The organism is Microbacterium sp. J1-1, from assembly GCF_024498615.1.
Taxonomy (GTDB): Bacteria; Actinomycetota; Actinomycetes; order Actinomycetales; family Microbacteriaceae; genus Microbacterium; species Microbacterium aurugineum.
Genome location: NZ_CP089590.1, coordinates 1,644,404 through 1,659,136, shown reverse-complemented (window position 1 = coordinate 1,659,136; position 14,733 = coordinate 1,644,404). Strand labels below are relative to the sequence as shown.

The 14,733-nt window shown below is 69.0% G+C and carries 12 protein-coding genes; 3 read left to right on the top strand and 9 right to left on the bottom strand.

The window, feature by feature from the left end; genetic code table 11:
* Positions 1–95: 95 nt before the first annotated feature.
* The 3 genes from LRQ07_RS07825 to LRQ07_RS07815 form a co-directional block, all read right to left on the bottom strand.
* Positions 96–1,196 (bottom strand): branched-chain amino acid aminotransferase, encoded by a 1,101-nt coding sequence (locus tag LRQ07_RS07825; protein WP_134353616.1) that lies wholly within the window; start codon positions 1,194–1,196, stop codon positions 96–98.
* A gap of 60 nt (positions 1,197–1,256) precedes the next feature.
* The gene (locus LRQ07_RS07820; protein WP_256536325.1) at positions 1,257–2,300 is read right to left on the bottom strand and encodes a 3-isopropylmalate dehydrogenase; all 1,044 of its coding nucleotides are present in this window, start codon (positions 2,298–2,300) and stop codon (positions 1,257–1,259) included.
* A gap of 82 nt (positions 2,301–2,382) precedes the next feature.
* The gene (locus LRQ07_RS07815) at positions 2,383–3,918 is read right to left on the bottom strand and encodes an MFS transporter (protein ID WP_131490901.1); all 1,536 of its coding nucleotides are present in this window, start codon (positions 3,916–3,918) and stop codon (positions 2,383–2,385) included.
* Positions 3,919–4,013: 95 nt separating this feature from the next.
* On the opposite strand from LRQ07_RS07815, the gene LRQ07_RS07810 reads away from it, so the two are divergent.
* On the top strand, positions 4,014–4,556 hold the full coding sequence (locus tag LRQ07_RS07810) for a TetR/AcrR family transcriptional regulator (RefSeq protein WP_047523923.1): 543 nt from the start codon (positions 4,014–4,016) through the stop codon (positions 4,554–4,556).
* A 68-nt stretch (positions 4,557–4,624) separates the two neighbouring features.
* Here LRQ07_RS07810 and serA read toward each other — a convergent pair whose 3' ends face one another.
* The 3 genes from serA to LRQ07_RS07795 form a co-directional block, all read right to left on the bottom strand.
* On the bottom strand, positions 4,625–6,229 hold the full coding sequence (serA, locus tag LRQ07_RS07805; RefSeq protein WP_131490899.1) for a phosphoglycerate dehydrogenase: 1,605 nt from the start codon (positions 6,227–6,229) through the stop codon (positions 4,625–4,627).
* Positions 6,230–6,351: 122 nt separating this feature from the next.
* On the bottom strand, positions 6,352–6,687 hold the full coding sequence (locus LRQ07_RS07800) for a hypothetical protein (RefSeq protein ID WP_232761968.1): 336 nt from the start codon (positions 6,685–6,687) through the stop codon (positions 6,352–6,354).
* Positions 6,684–7,148 (bottom strand): hypothetical protein, encoded by a 465-nt coding sequence (locus LRQ07_RS07795; protein WP_131490898.1) that lies wholly within the window; start codon positions 7,146–7,148, stop codon positions 6,684–6,686. The genes LRQ07_RS07800 and LRQ07_RS07795 overlap by 4 nt, the downstream gene beginning before the upstream one ends.
* Before the next feature lie 85 nt (positions 7,149–7,233).
* Between LRQ07_RS07795 and LRQ07_RS07790 the strand changes: the two genes are divergently transcribed.
* On the top strand, positions 7,234–8,172 hold the full coding sequence (locus LRQ07_RS07790) for a hypothetical protein (RefSeq protein ID WP_134353613.1): 939 nt from the start codon (positions 7,234–7,236) through the stop codon (positions 8,170–8,172).
* A 14-nt stretch (positions 8,173–8,186) separates the two neighbouring features.
* Here LRQ07_RS07790 and LRQ07_RS07785 read toward each other — a convergent pair whose 3' ends face one another.
* The gene (locus tag LRQ07_RS07785) at positions 8,187–8,849 is read right to left on the bottom strand and encodes a GntR family transcriptional regulator (RefSeq protein WP_256536324.1); all 663 of its coding nucleotides are present in this window, start codon (positions 8,847–8,849) and stop codon (positions 8,187–8,189) included.
* Between the two features lie 74 nt (positions 8,850–8,923).
* Here LRQ07_RS07785 and LRQ07_RS07780 point away from each other — a divergent pair, with 74 nt between their 5' ends.
* Positions 8,924–11,758 carry an FAD-binding and (Fe-S)-binding domain-containing protein gene (locus tag LRQ07_RS07780; protein ID WP_256536323.1) on the top strand — a complete coding sequence of 945 codons (2,835 nt, stop codon included), beginning with the start codon at positions 8,924–8,926 and terminating at the stop codon, positions 11,756–11,758.
* A gap of 75 nt (positions 11,759–11,833) precedes the next feature.
* Here LRQ07_RS07780 and LRQ07_RS07775 read toward each other — a convergent pair whose 3' ends face one another.
* Positions 11,834–13,174, bottom strand: a complete 1,341-nt coding sequence (locus LRQ07_RS07775; protein ID WP_131490894.1) for an alpha-L-fucosidase — start codon at positions 13,172–13,174, stop codon at positions 11,834–11,836.
* Positions 13,171–14,715 (bottom strand): M81 family metallopeptidase, encoded by a 1,545-nt coding sequence (locus LRQ07_RS07770; RefSeq protein ID WP_319944142.1) that lies wholly within the window; start codon positions 14,713–14,715, stop codon positions 13,171–13,173. The genes LRQ07_RS07775 and LRQ07_RS07770 overlap by 4 nt, the downstream gene beginning before the upstream one ends.
* Positions 14,716–14,733: the final 18 nt, after the last annotated feature.

Genomic DNA, 14,733 nt, shown 5'->3' with positions numbered 1-14,733 from the left:
CGAGACCCCCCAACGCCGCCGAGACCCCGTCCTGCATGCGCCGAGACGACGGGGTCTCGGCGAGAGGACGGGGTCTCGGCGTCGGGTGTCCGGCGTCAGGCGTCGAGGCGCAGGAGCCAGCCGTGCTTGTCCTCACGGCGTCCGTACTGGATGTCGGTCAACTCCTCGCGCAACGAGAGAGCGAGTTCTCCCAGCGGCTGCGGCTCGTCGAAGCCGTCGCCCACGAGCGCGCCGATCGGGGTGACGACGGCGGCCGTGCCGCACGCGAACACCTCGACGATGTCACCGGAGGCCACGCCTTCACGCCACTCGTCGATCGAGATCGGACGCTTCTCGACCGTGTATCCGCGGTCCTCCGCGAGCTGCAGCAGCGAGTCACGGGTGATGCCCTCGAGGATGCTGTCCGACTCGGGGGTGACGACGCGGCCGTCCTTGAACACGAAGACCACGTTCATGCCACCGAGCTCTTCGACGTCGCGCTTCTCGTTCAGGAACACGACCTGGTCGCAGCCCTGAGCACTCGCCTCGCTCTGTGCGAGCAGGCTTGACGCGTAGTTGCCGCCGGTCTTGGCCTTGCCGGTGCCGCCCTTGCCCGCACGGGCGTACTCCTCCGAGAGCCAGATGCGCACCGGCTTCACACCGCCGGAGAAATAGGCGCCCGCGGGGCTGGCGATGACGTAGTAGGCGACCTTCTGCGCGGCGCGGACGCCGAGGAAGGCCTCCTTGGCGAACATGAACGGACGCAGGTAGAGGCTCTGGTCGGCCCCGCTGGGTACCCAGCGACCGTCGACCGCGATCAGCTCGCGCAGCGACTGGATGAAGTATTCGGTCGGAAGCTCGGGCAGCGCGAGGCGGCGGGCGCTGGCCTGGAGGCGCGCGGCATTGCGGTCGGGGCGGAAGGTGTGGATCGAGCCGTCGGCGTGGCGGTAGGCCTTGATGCCCTCGAAGATCTCCTGTGCGTAGTGCAGGACGGACGCCGCGGGGTCGAGCGGGATCGGTCCGTACGGCTGCACGCGGGGCCGGTGCCAGCCGCCCTTGACCGACCAGCAGATGTCGACCATGTGGTCGGTGAAGACCACGCCGAAGCCCGGGTTCTCCAGCACCTCGGCCAGCCGTGCGGGCGACGCGGCGGTCAGGTTCTTCGTGACGGCGAACTCCAGGGGAGCCACGGTCGCCTCGGCATCGATGGTCGTCATCTCATCATCCATTCCTCGTGGGTGGGCGCATCCTCGCGCCCGTTCAGCCTACGCCTGCGGTCAGAGTCGTGCGGTGATCGCAGAGCCGATCTCCGCGGTCGTGCGCGCCGCGCTCCGGGCGGCGATGTCGGCCTCCACCGCGGCGCTCACCCGCCCGGATTCGGTGGAGAGGCCGAGGTGGTCGAGCAGCAGCGCGATCGAGAGGATCGCCGCCGTCGGGTCGGCCTTCTGCTGACCGGCGATGTCGGGGGCGGAGCCGTGCACGGGCTCGAACATCGAGGGGAAAGCGCCATCGGGATTGATGTTGCCCGAGGCGGCGAGGCCGATGCCGCCCGTGACCGCTCCGGCGAGGTCGGTCAGGATGTCGCCGAACAGGTTGTCGGTGACGATGACGTCGAAGCGCGAGGGGTCGGTCACCAGGAAGATCGTGGCCGCGTCGACGTGCAGGTAGTCCACCGTGACCTCGGGGTGCTCGGCCGCGATCTCGTTCACGATGCGCTGCCAGATGGCTCCGGCGTGGACGAGCACATTGGTCTTGTGGACGAGCGTGAGCTTCTTGCGGCGACGCTCCGCGAGCTCGAAGGCGTAGCGCACGACCCGCTCGACACCGAATGCGGTGTTCACGGAGGTCTCGTTCGCGACCTCCTGCGGGGTGCCCTTGCGGATCGCCCCGCCGTTGCCGACGTACGGCCCCTCGGTCCCCTCGCGGACCACGACGAAGTCGATCTCCCCCGGCGCGGCCAGCGGTCCGGGAGCTCCGACGAAGAGCTTGGAGGGACGCAGGTTCACGTAGTGGTCGAGCGAGAAGCGCAACCGGAGCAGGAGTCCCCGCTCGATGTTCGCGTCTTTCAGTCGCGGGTCCCCCGGCGTTCCGCCGACGGCGCCCAGCAGGATCGCGTCGTGGGCGGCGATGGCGGCGAGGTCGTCATCGGTGAGCGTGTCGCCGGTCTCCAGGAAGCGGCCGGCGCCGAGCGAGAAGCGGGTCTTCTCGAACACGACGTCGCTCGCCGCGGTCACGGCGTCGAGCACCTTCTCCGCCTCGGCGATGACCTCGGGACCGATGCCGTCACCGGGGATGACGGCCAGCTTCACGACACGCGACATGACACTCCTTGCGCACTGCACGGGGATGGACCGGCCCAGACCTGCCGCAGGGCGGGGCGGGCCGATCCTCCCAGCGTACTGGTCAGTGCGAGGGGGCTTTGCGCAGTGTGACGGCGGCGATCACCCCGGCGACCACGACGAGCCCGGCACCGATCAGCGACGTCACCGTCACACCGGAACCGAATGCGTCGGCCGCCGCGTCCCACAGGGCCGTCCCCAGCTGCGCCGGGAGCTCCTGCGCTGCGGTGTAGGCGCCGGCGAGGGTCTCCTCCGCCGCGTGGGCGACATCGGCGGGCAGACCTGCCGGAAGCACGAGAGCGCCGCGATAGAACGCCGTGATGATGCCACCGAGCACCGCGGTGCCGAGCACCGCCCCGAGCTCGTACGCCGTCTCCGAGACCGCACTCGCCGCGCCTGCCTTGGCCGCCGGAGCGCTCGAGAGGATCAGCTCGTTGGAGATCGTCTCCGCCGCGCCGATGCCGATGCCCAGCACCACGAACGCCACCACGAGCGGCAGGACGCCGTGCTCATGCGTCGTGAACGCCACGATGAGGTAGCCGGCCACCGAGAACGCGAGCCCGGCGGGGACCACGATGTGCGGCGGCACGCGGCGCGAGACCGGCACGACGGAGAGCCCCGCCACGATCATCGCGAGCATGCCGGGGACTAGTGCGATGCCGGCCATCATCGGCGACAGGCCGAGGACGAGCTGCAGGTGCTGCGACACGAAGTACAGGAAGCCCACCAGTGCGACCACGCTGAGCAGGTTCACCAGGATCGCCCCGGAGAAGGAACCGCGCCGGAACAGCGCCATGTCGAGCATCGGGCTCTTGGCCCGCAGCTGACGACGGACGAACAGGTAGCCCATGCCGAAGCCGAGCAGAGCCCAGGCGCCGGCGGTGAGGCTCGGGCCGTCCACCGCGAGGGACTTGATCGCGTAGACCACCGGGATCATGGTCGCCATCGACAGCGCGATGCTGATCAGATCGATGCGACCCGGGTTCGGATCGCGACTCTCCGGCACCAGCAGCGGTGCGGCGATGAGCAGGGGGATGAGCACCGGGACGGCGATCAGGAAGACCGATCCCCAGGCGAAATGCTCGAGCAGGATGCCGCCCACGATCGGACCCAACGCCGACCCGGCGGAGAACGCCGATGCCCAGACCGCGATCGCCATGCGGCGCTGATCACGGTTGCGGAAGATCGAGCGGAGGAGGGAGAGCGTCGACGGCATCAGCATGGCGCCGAAGAGACCCAGGAGCGCACGGGCGGCGATCAGCAAGCCGGCCGTGGGCGCGAAGGCGGCGAGTGCGGATACGGCGGCGAAGCCGGTCGCCCCGATCAGCAGCATCTTCCGACGTCCGAACCGGTCACCCAGGGTACCCATCGTCACGAGGAGTCCCGCGAGCACCAGCGGGTACACATCGATGATCCACAGCTGCTCCGCACCGGTGGGCGCGAGCGCGATGGAGATCTCGGGGAGCGCGAAGCTCAGCACCGTGTTGTCCACCGACACCAGAAGCACCGGCAGCATGAGGACGACGAGCGCCGCCCAGCCACGGGCTCCGACACGGGGAGCATCCGTCTCTGTCGTCGGGATCGACGCAGTACGGGTCATGGAACACCTCTCAGGATCTTTATCGACGGTTAGTGAACCGTCCGGCTGGTATAGTAACAGAATTCCGACCGCTCCCCCTGTGCAGAGGACCCACGATGCCCCGACCTCCCCTCGCTCGCGAGAAGGTGCTCGACGCCTTCGAAGCGATCCTCATCGAAGACGGCGAGCGTGCCGCGACCCTCGACGCGACCGCCAAGGCGGCGGGGGTCTCCAAGGGCGGTCTGCTGTACCACTTCGGTTCGAAGGAAGAGTTGGAGATCGGCCTGGTCGAGCGCCTCGACCGCCTCACGACAGCGGACCTCGAGCGGATGACGGCGGCCGAGGAAGGGCCCGTCGCTTACTATGTGCGCACCTCGGTGATGGAAGACGACGCCCTCGACCGTGTCCTGATCGCGACGACGAGGCTCGCGCAGGGCGGCTCGGTCGCTGCGGCCGACATGCTCCGCGAAACACGGCGACGTTGGGCTGAGACGATCCGTCCGCACGTGCGCGACAACGCGAGCCTCGACCTCGTGATGCTCGTCAGCGACGGCCTGTACTTCAACAACTCCCTCGACGTGCACGGCCCCGAACGCCTGGTTCCCCGAAGTGACGAGCTCAAGGACCTGATCGCGCTGGTGCTCCGAGCCACGGCCTGACGGTCAGAGAGACGGGAGAGGGCGGGAGCATCTCGCTCCCGCCCTCTCCCGTCTGTCGCGTCGAGTGATCAGACTTCGGTGATCTCGATCTGCCGAAAGAGGTCGGCGTCGATCGCTGCGCTCACGTCTTCGAGCAGCTCCTCCGAGACCGGCGAGTCGAGCGTCAGCACGCTGAGCGCCTGCGCGCCCGCCGCCTGACGCGCGATCTGCATGCCGGCGATGTTGATGCCTGCTTCGCCGAACTTCTGCCCGTACACCGCGACGATGCCGGGGCGGTCGGTGTAGAGCATCACGACGTGGTGCTGCTCGATCGGCAGTTCGAGCGCGTGATCGTTGATGCCGACCAGCTTCTCCGTCTGCTTCGGCCCCGTCAGGGTTCCCGAGACCGACAGCTGGGTCCCGTCGGACAGTGCGCCCGTGAGCGTGATCACGTTGCGGTACTCGTCGCTCACGTCGTCCTTGATCAGACGCACGGCGATCCCGCGCTGTTCGGCGAGGAGCGGGGCGTTCACGTACGAGACGGTCTCACTCACGATGTTCGTGAACACGCCCTTGAGCGCGGCGAGCTTGAGAACGCTCACGTCGTAGTCGTTGAGCTCGCCGTGCACCTCGACGTCGAGACTCGTGAGAGGCGAGGTCGCCAGCGAGGCGAAGATCTGGCCGAGCTTCTCGACCAAGGAGATGCCGGGGCGCACGTACGGGTCGATCACGCCACCCGCGACGTTCACCGCGTCCGGCACCAGGTCTCCGCCGAGTGCGAGACGCACCGAGCGGGCGACCGAGACGCCTGCCTTCTCCTGCGCCTCCTCGGTGCTCGCGCCGAGGTGCGGCGTGACGACCACGTTGGGCAGGTCGAGCAGCGGGCGCGCGGTTCCGCCTTCCACGGGAGGCTCGGTCGTGAAGACATCGAGCCCGGCGCCGGCGATCTCGCCTGCGACGAGCGCCGCGTGGAGCGCTTCCTCATCGATCAGTCCGCCGCGAGCGACGTTGACCACGAACGCCGTCGGCTTCATGGCCTGGAACTGCGCGGCACCGATCATGCCGGTGGTCTCCGGCGTCTTCGGCATGTGGATCGTCAGGAAGTCCGACTCGGCCACGAGCTCGTCGAGGGAGAGGAGCTGCACGCCGAGCTGCTGCGCGCGGGCGGACGTGACGTAGGGGTCGTAGGCGACGACACGCATGTCGAAGGCCGCGAGGCGCGCGGCGACGAGGGCACCGATCCGGCCCAGGCCGACGATGCCGACCGTCTTCTCGAACAGCTCGGCGCCGGTGAAGGAGCTGCGCTTCCACGCGCCGCCGGAGAGCGAGGCATGTGCGGCGGGGATGCGGCGGGCGAGGCTCAGGATGTGGCCGACCGTGAGTTCCGCCGCGGAGACGATGTTGGACGTCGGCGCGTTCACGACCATGACGCCCGCTGCGGTGGCTGCCTTGATGTCGACGTTGTCGAGACCGACGCCCGCACGGGCCACGACCTTGAGCTTCGGCGCGTGCGCCAGCGCCTCCTCGTCGATGCGCGTCGCCGAACGCACCAGCACGGCGTCAGCGTCGGCGAGTGCCGCGAAGAGCGCCTCGCGATCGGTACCGTCGACGTCGCGGACGTCGAAGTCGGGGCCGAGGGCCTCGATCGTGGCGGGAGAGAGAACTTCGGCGATGAGCACGACGGGCTTCGGCACAGTGGATCCTTCGGGGCAGCGCGGCAGGCGGGAGGGGCCGATGCGCCGCACACCATGGGGGCGCGATCGCGTCAACTCTACCCGAGGGCTCGGGGCGCTCCGTGCCGTGTGACGCCCGCGACTCAGGCGCTCGGCATCGTCAGGCTGAGCGCGATCAGGCTCATCCAGAACACCGCGACGACACCGAGTCCGGCCAGGAAGACGAGGAGGAGCTCCCCCACCCGCCGACGACGGCCGATCAGGTACGCGAAGACGAAGACGATCGCGGGGAACGCGACGCCGAAGAGCAAGGTCGCCCACCCGCCGGCGGTCAGTCCCGTCTGCGCCATCGTGATCAGATGCGCGACGGCGTTCCACACCGCGTATGCGTAGAACAGTCCGGCCAGGCCGACGACCAGGCCGACGAGCCATCGCGGCGAACCGGCGGACACCGGCTCCGTGGTCGAGGATGCGCTCATGATCCGACCACCCCCACGGTGACGAAGGGCCAGGGAACCAGCAGGACGACTCCTGCGAGCAGCACGGCGACGCGGATCCACGAAGCCCTCCCCCTGGTCAGGACCCAGCTCGCGAGGAACCAGAGCGCCGGCGCAGCGATCGCCAGGACGAACCAGGGCAGGAACATCGCATCGGCGACCAGGAACGACGCCAGTGGCCGCAGACGTAGCCCGCCGACAATCCATCCGACCGTGTAGAGGAGATACACGCCGCCGACGATGCCGAGGATCAGCAGCATCGGCGTGCTCAGGCCGGCCTGTTCATCCGACCGGGCGGGAGTGATCGTTCCGTCCCCCTCGATCGTGCCGACGTCGCGACTGCCTTTCCCGACGGCGTTCCACCCAGGGGGCAACGCGGGATCCTTCGGCGCGGAAGCCTCGTCGCCATCCCAGGTGAGGGCGTCGTCGGAGTCGGAAGTCATGCCCTCTAGCGTAGGACACCCGGTCCACTATGCTCAGGGTTGCCTTGAGCCGGAACGGCGGGCATCGGAGGGGAAAGGGAGCACCGTGGCCGAGAGTGACGACACCGACGCGCGGATCGAACCGTCCGCGACGAACGCGACTCCGGAGCCGCCCTCCGGCTGGACTCCCACTGCGGAAGCAAAGGCCAGGGCCACACGCTTCCGGTGGATCGCCGCGGTCCTCTGGGCGGTCGCGATCATCGGCGAGGGTGTCGGCATCTTCTGGCTCCTCCGCCAGCGCGAGTTCGTCGGCGAGGACGGCACTCTGCTCCGCGATCCCGACACCGGCCTGTTGGAGGAACAGGGCGTCACCGCGACGTTCCCGCAGTGGGCGTTCATCGCCCTGCTGGTGCTGCTGGTCGTCATCGCGGCGCTGTCCATCACCGGATCGGTGCTGTGGAAGAAGGCGAACCGCCTCGACCCGGCACGCAAGTCCGACAAGACGCGTTTCTTCGTGCAGAACCAGCTCGGCGCGATCATCGCGGTGGTCGCGTTCCTGCCCTTGGTCATCCTGATCTTCCTCAACAAGGACATGGACAAGGGACAGAAGACCACGGCCGGCATCGTCGGCGTGGCTCTCGCGGCCCTGGCCGTGTTCATCGGCGTCGACTTCGATCCGCCGTCCGTCGAGCAGTACACGGCCGACCAGTCCGCCGTGATCCTGCTCCTCGGCAAGGACGAGGTCGTCTGGGTCGATGGCGGCAAGGTGTACCACGTGTGCGATGAGGTGTCGGCGATCCAGACCGGGAGCGAGATCCGCACGGGCACGACGGCGCAGGCGGTCGAAGCGGGGAAGATCCGGCTGACGCTCCAGTTCACGTCCGAGCTCCGGGCGTGCGGACTCCCCGTTCCCGAGAACGACGAGGAGATCACCGAGGCACTGCGCGCGATCCAGGCCGGCCAGACCGACACCGTGCTCCCCGCCCCGGAATGGACCGACCCCTCCGAGGCGCCGATCGTCGTGGAGGAAGCGCCGGCGGAGTGACGACGGGCGCGACGCTAGTCCGCGTCGAGCGCCTCGACCAGCCGCTCCTCGGCCGATGACAGGTGAGCGTCGAGGAGGACTGCTGCTCGCTCCCCGTCTCCTGAGGCGACCGCAGCCAGGATGTCGCTGTGCTGCGCCGCGATCACCGCCGCGTCGAGCAATCGTCGACCCTGCACCTGCGCCATGCACAAGCGCACTTCGTCGAGGACGCTGCGGTACATCCGAGCGGTGCGTTCACTGTCGAGCGCCTCGATGAGAGCGGTGTGGAATCGCAGGTCGGGCGCGACGGTCGCCGGGTCCGGCCCCGGCGGCATCGCGAGGAGCTCCGCGTTCGCCTCGACGGCCGCGCGTGGCACCGTCCGCGTCACCGCGAGGTCGCGAAGGGCGGCGCTCTCGAGCCGCGTCCTGGTGCGATAGACATCCCGCACCGTCGCAGAATCGATCCCGACGACGCGCGCGCTGCGATGCGCCGTGCGCACCAGGAGTCCGCTCGCGACGAGCTGCTCGATCGCCGCCTTCGCGCTGGGACGGGCCACTCCGAAGGACTGCGACACAGCCGCTTCCGTGATCGGATCCCCGGAACGGATCTCGGCACGGAGGATACGGCCGCGCAACTGAGCGGTGACGGCATCCACGACGCCGACGATCCCCAGCGTTGCGTCCGAAGCGGTGGTCATGCGGGTCAGCCTATCTAAGCATCCACGTATCGGTACACTTGTCTGACAATCTTTCGACGGAGCAGAGGAGCACCGTGCCGACCACCCTCGCCGAACCCCTGGACCCCGCTCTGCTGGGTTCCAGGACGCAGGTCCATTCCCGCTCCATCGACCGCTTCGCACGGGCCCACGACGCGTCCCACTATCTGCTCATCCCGGATGCCGTCCTCTCCCCTGCAGACGCCGAGGGCGTGGCACGCGCCTTCGGAGCAGTCCGCGCCGCCGGGCGGACGATGACGTTCCGGTCCGGAGGCACCAGCCTCTCGGGGCAGAGCGTGAGCGGCGACATCCTCGTCGACACGCGCAGCAACTTCCGAGACATCCGGGTGGAGGACGACGGGGCCTCGGTGCGGGTGGGCCCGGGTGCCACCGTACGTCAGGTCAACACACGCCTGTCGCGCTACCGCCGCAAGCTCGGCCCCGACCCCGCGAGCGAGATCGCGTGCACGATCGGTGGCGTCGTCGCGAACAACTCCAGCGGAATGGCCTGCGGGATCACCGAGAACTCGTATCAGACGATCGAGTCGATGACCGTCGTGCTCCCGAGCGGGACGATCCTCGACACCGGCCGCCCGGATGCCGGCGAGGTGCTGCGCGCGGCGGAGCCCGAGATCGTCGCGGGCCTGCTCGACCTGAGAGCACGCCTGCTCGCCGCCCCCGAGCACGTCGCCTTCCTCCGCCAGCAGTTCTCGATGAAGAACACCATGGGCTACGGGCTCAACGCGCTGCTGGACTTCGACGACCCGGTGCGCATCCTGGAGCATCTCATCATCGGGTCCGAGGGCACGCTCGCGTTCGTCGCGGAGGCTCGATTCCGCACGATCGAAGTGCGACCGTCGATCGCGACGGGACTTCTCGTGTTCGAGACGCTCTCGACGGCGATGACGGCGCTCCCCGACCTGACCCGGCTCGGTCTGGCCACCATCGAGCTCCTGGACGCCGCATCCCTGCGGGTCGCTCAGGGACTGAGCGATGTCCCCTCTGCGATCGCCGAGATCGAGGTCCAGGGTCACGCCGCTCTCCTGGTCGAGGTCCATGCCGCCGACGCGGACGCTCTCACCGCGGCGCGCACGAAGGCGCAGTCGCACTTCGAGCAGCTCCCGCTGGCCGTGCCCCCGCGCCTCACCACGGATGCGAGTGAGCGCGCCGCTCTGTGGCACGTGCGCAAGGGGCTCTACACCGCGGTCGCCGGTGCGCGCCCGTCCGGTACGACGGCGCTGCTGGAAGACATCGTGGTACCCGTCCCCCGGCTCCTCGCCACCTGCGAACGCCTGATCGAGCTGTTCGCCGAGCACGGCTACGAAGGCTCGGTCATCTTCGGGCACGCCAAGGACGGCAACGTCCACTTCCTCCTCAACGAACGGTTCGACGACCCCGACAGCGTCGCGCGCTATCGGCGGTTCACGGACGACCTGGTCGAACTCGTCCTGGCGCAGCAGGGATCGCTCAAGGCCGAACACGGCACCGGCCGCATCATGGCGCCGTTCGTGCGTCGCCAATACGGCGATGAGCTCACCGACATGATGTGGGAGATCAAGGCGCTGTTCGACCCCGACCGCATCCTGAATCCCGGAGTCGTCCTCTCCGATGACCCTGACTCGTACCTGCACGACCTCAAGCGGGTGCCGACGGTCGAGAACGAGGTCGACCGCTGCGTCGAGTGCGGCTACTGCGAACCGACCTGCCCGAGCAAGAGCATCACGCTCACGCCACGCCAGCGCATCGTGATCCGCCGCGACATGGCGTGGGCCCAGGAGCAGGGCGACACCGAGCTGCTGCGCGACCTGCAGAAGGACTACGACTACGACGGCGTCCAGACCTGCGCGGTCGACGGCATGTGCGGTGTGGCCTGCCCGGTCGACATCAACACCGGTGACCTCGTACGTCGGCTTCGAGCGGAGCAGTCGAACTCCGTCGAAGGCGCGGTGTGGGGCACCGCAGCCAAGCACTGGGGCACGGTCACGCGCGCCGGTGGAGTCGCGCTCACCGTCGCCGATGCCCTCCCTGCGCCGCTCGTGCGCGGGGTGACGCATCTCGGTCGCGCCGTCCTCGGTGCCGACACCGTGCCTCTGTACGACGGCGGGCTCCCGCACGGCGGTTCGAAGCCGCCGCGCCCGGAGTTCCCGGCCGATGCGCAGGCCGTCTTCTTCGGTGCCTGCATCGGGACGATGTTCGGCGCGGAAGGCGACGGCGAAGGCTCTCGAGACGCACTCCGGGCCCTGCTGGACCGTGCGGGTATCGCCGTCGTGATCCCCGAGGAGAACGGAGGCCTGTGCTGCGGCACACCGTGGAAGTCGAAGGGTCACCTGGACGGTTACGCCCTGATGTCGTCCCGGGTGCTGGAGTCGCTGTGGGAAGCCAGCAGGCACGGGGAGCTTCCGGTGGTGTGCGACGCGGCGTCGTGCACTGAGGGCCTGGACGTGATGCTCGCGCAGTCGGTCGCGAAGAACCCGCGCTACGCAGGCCTGCGGATCGAGGACGCCACGACGTTCGTGGCACGCGAGGTGCTGCCGAAGGTCTCGGTGCCGGCCAAGCTCCCCACGGTGGCCGTGCATCCGACTTGTTCCACGACCGCGCTCGGCGCGACCGGAGCACTGACCGCGATCGCCGCGGCCGTCGCCGACGACGTGTTCGTCCCCGAGGGATGGGGCTGCTGCGCCTTCGCGGGCGACCGCGGCATGCTGCACCCGGAACTCACGGCCAGCGCGACCGCCCAGGAGTCCGCGGAGATCGCCGAAGCCGAGAACACGCGCGGTGACTTCGACGCGTTCGTGTCGGCGAACCGTACCTGCGAGATCGGGATGACGCGCGCCACCGGCCGGCCGTACCGCCACGTGATCGAAGTCCTCGAGGAGCTCACCCGGCCCTGACACCCGGTGCACACAGCGAGGGCCCTCCCGAATCGACATCGGGAGGGCCCTCGCGTGGTCGCGATCCGGTCCGTCTCAGCCAGCGGACAGGACGGCGACAGCTTCCTCGCGCAGACCGGCCGGGATCACAGCGACCGTGCGGTCGTCCGTGGATCGCTCGGCGACGGAACCGTCGGCCCAACGCAGGTCGGAGCCCAGGAGCTCCGCGGGCAGCTCCAGCGTGCCGACGCTCGGGTCGAGCGCATGCACATGCACGGTCGCGCCCGTGGTCGTGTACCGCCGTGGCGCTCCGGTCCGCTCGCCCATCCGAACCCACGGACGGGTGCCGTAGATCGCCTCGCCGTTCGTCTCGAGCCACGCGCCCAGCTCGCGCATCGCGCGCCGCTGAAGTTCCGGGATCGACCCGTCGGCGGCGGGACCCACGTTGATCAGCAGGTTGCCGTTCTTGGCGACGACGTCGACGAGCAGCCGGATCAAGGCGGCTCCCGACAGCGAATGACGCTCATCCTCCGCCTGGTTGAACCCGAAGGAGTAACCCAGGCCTCGAGTCGACTCCCACGGCTCCGGGATGATCTCCGGAATGTCCGTGTACTCCCGCGTGAGGAAGCCGTGATACGGCACGCCCCACCGGTCGTTGACGACGCCATCCGGAACGGCCTCGAAGTATCGCTCCAGCAGCGCGGCGACCGCATACTCGTCGCGCCCCTTGCCGCCGTCGGGCCACTCGATGTCGTTCCACAGCACGTCGGGTGAGAAGCGCGTGACCAACTCGTCGAGCTGAGCTGCCGAGTACCGCGCGAAATGGGCGTCGTTGCGGCGGAACCGGAACAGATCGGTGTCGGACTCGATCGGCGGGAAGTCGCTCACATGCCAGTCGAGCGCGCCCGAGTAGTACACGCCGAACTTCGCGCCCGCGCGCCGGGTGGCATCGTGGAACTCGGAGATCAGGTCACGGCGCGGCCCGCGCGCGACTGCGTTGAAGCCGGTGGTCTCGGTGCCCCACAGACAGAAGCCCTCGTGGTGCTTCGTGGTCGGGATGATGTACCTGGCCCCGGCGCCGACGAGCTCGCCGACGAAGGCATCCGCGTCGAACGCCTCGGCGTCCCACCGATCGGCGAGGTCCTCGTAGGAGGTCCCCGGCCCGAACAGCTGCTGATGACGCTCCCAGGTCGGACTCCCCGCGATCCGCACGGTGTTGCCGTACCACTCGGCGTACTGATGCCAGGCGTACGCATCTTCGGTCGGGATGTTCACGCCCTCGCCGTGCTGCACGGCCCACGCCGGCACCGAGTAGAGCCCCCAGTGCACGAAGAAGCCGAGCTTCGCGTCGCGGTACCAGTCGGGCACGCTCTGCGTCGGGTATGTCGGAGCGTCCGCGCCGAGGTCCGGCCCGGTGCGCTTCTCGAAGTTCATCATGCGGTCGGCTCCTCTGCGACGCCGCGGCGGACGACCACGGCTTTCAGATCGGGGTTTCCCTCGGGGTCGAAGGGGTAGACACCGGGGCGTAGACGGTGGTGACCGAGACGGAGGAGGTCCTGGTCGACACCTCCGGGAGTCAACGCGAGAGTCCAGCCCGCGGCGAGTTCGTACAGCTCGGGTTCGAGATAGCCGATCTTCACCACCACGATGTCCGCGGTGGTCGGCTCGAGGCCCAGCATCCGGAAGTCGGAGAGGTGATGGAACGGCTTGCGACGCTCCGTGATGATGGCGTGGAGTCCACCCGCCGCGACCACGACCTGCGTGCCTGCGTCCGGATCTCCGTCGGTGGTCGAGAAGACGGTCCCGGTGATCGTCACAGGGCCGTGCGGGCCATCGTCGACCCGGGCACCCGCCACGATCGTGATCGTCGCCCCGACGCCCGCTTCGACCGCCTGCGCGACCGCCTCGGGATCGAAGATCGACGCCACCAGGGTCGTGCGGTCGGGTCCGGTGAGTTCGGAACGCTCGAGGAGGTGCGCAAGGGTCCACGTCACATCGCCCGCCCCGCCCGCCGTCGGATTGTCACCCGAGTCCGAGATCAAGTAGGGGTGGGGCGCTCCCGGCGCGAGTGCCTTCTCGAGCGCCTCATCGAGCGTGCCCGTCTCAGCGACGAACACGAAGTCCTCGCGAGCCTCCCAGAACATGCGCGCCACCCGCTCGGCCTCACGCGCGATCAGCTCTCGATCGTCGCCGGTGACCACGACGTACGCCTGGCAACGGGGTTCGTCGGCCCAGGCGTAGCCGATCCAGACCGAGGCATCGACGACGCCCGGAAGAGCCTCGATCTCGGGCAGCTCGGCATAGATGCTGCGTGCGGGCTCGAGCCGGGTGCTGGTCTTCTCGCCGGGGAGCAGGACCGGGACCGGCACCCACGCCACGAACGGCCGACGGCCCAGCGGGTCGGCGCCGTGCGGCCCCCGCAGCCGGGCGAGGAGGTTCCACACCGCCCGTTCCTTGGTGTTCATCCAGTCCTCGTGCGGTGCCATCCGGTAGCACGTGAGCAGGTCGACGGCGTCGCGCAGCACCTCGGAGACGTTGCCGTGCAGATCCATCGATGTCGAGACGAGCGTGTCCGGCCCCAGTGCCGCCCGCACCGCGAGCGCGAGGTCGCCTTCGGCGTCGTCGAGCCCGACGACGCTCATCGCTCCGTGGATGTCGAAGAAGAAGCCGTCGAAGGGGCCCTGCTCGCGGATGCCCTCGACGATGGCGTCTTTCATCCGACGGTAGGTCTCGGGCGCGACGGCACCACCGGGCAGCGAGCGACCATGGGTGAGGGGCACCCACTCGGCGGCCGCAGCGAGCTCGCGCCCGTCGTCGAGGAACGGGTAGTAGCTGCGCAGAGCGTTACCGGTGCGAACCGTGAAGGCTTCGTCGCCGGAGATGTGCGGGGAGAACGTGCTCGACTCGATGGAGATCCCGGCGATACCGATCCGGGGCTGCGCGAGCCCCCCGTCGGCGACGGTCGGAAGCGGACCCATCCAGATCTCGTGGGCTTC

Excerpts from the sequence above, each read along its gene's own strand:
- LRQ07_RS07825 (WP_134353616.1), bottom strand. The coding sequence starts at position 1,196 with ATGACGACCATCGATGCCGAGGCGACCGTGGCTCCCCTGGAGTTCGCC.
- LRQ07_RS07820 (WP_256536325.1), bottom strand. The coding sequence starts at position 2,300 with ATGTCGCGTGTCGTGAAGCTGGCCGTCATCCCCGGTGACGGCATCGGT.
- LRQ07_RS07815 (WP_131490901.1), bottom strand. The coding sequence starts at position 3,918 with ATGACCCGTACTGCGTCGATCCCGACGACAGAGACGGATGCTCCCCGT.
- LRQ07_RS07810 (WP_047523923.1), top strand. The coding sequence starts at position 4,014 with ATGCCCCGACCTCCCCTCGCTCGCGAGAAGGTGCTCGACGCCTTCGAA.
- LRQ07_RS07800 (WP_232761968.1), bottom strand. The coding sequence starts at position 6,687 with ATGAGCGCATCCTCGACCACGGAGCCGGTGTCCGCCGGTTCGCCGCGA.
- LRQ07_RS07795 (WP_131490898.1), bottom strand. The coding sequence starts at position 7,148 with ATGACTTCCGACTCCGACGACGCCCTCACCTGGGATGGCGACGAGGCT.
- LRQ07_RS07785 (WP_256536324.1), bottom strand. The coding sequence starts at position 8,849 with ATGACCACCGCTTCGGACGCAACGCTGGGGATCGTCGGCGTCGTGGAT.
- LRQ07_RS07775 (WP_131490894.1), bottom strand. The coding sequence starts at position 13,174 with ATGATGAACTTCGAGAAGCGCACCGGGCCGGACCTCGGCGCGGACGCT.
- LRQ07_RS07770 (WP_319944142.1), bottom strand. The coding sequence starts at position 14,715 with ATGGGTCCGCTTCCGACCGTCGCCGACGGGGGGCTCGCGCAGCCCCGG.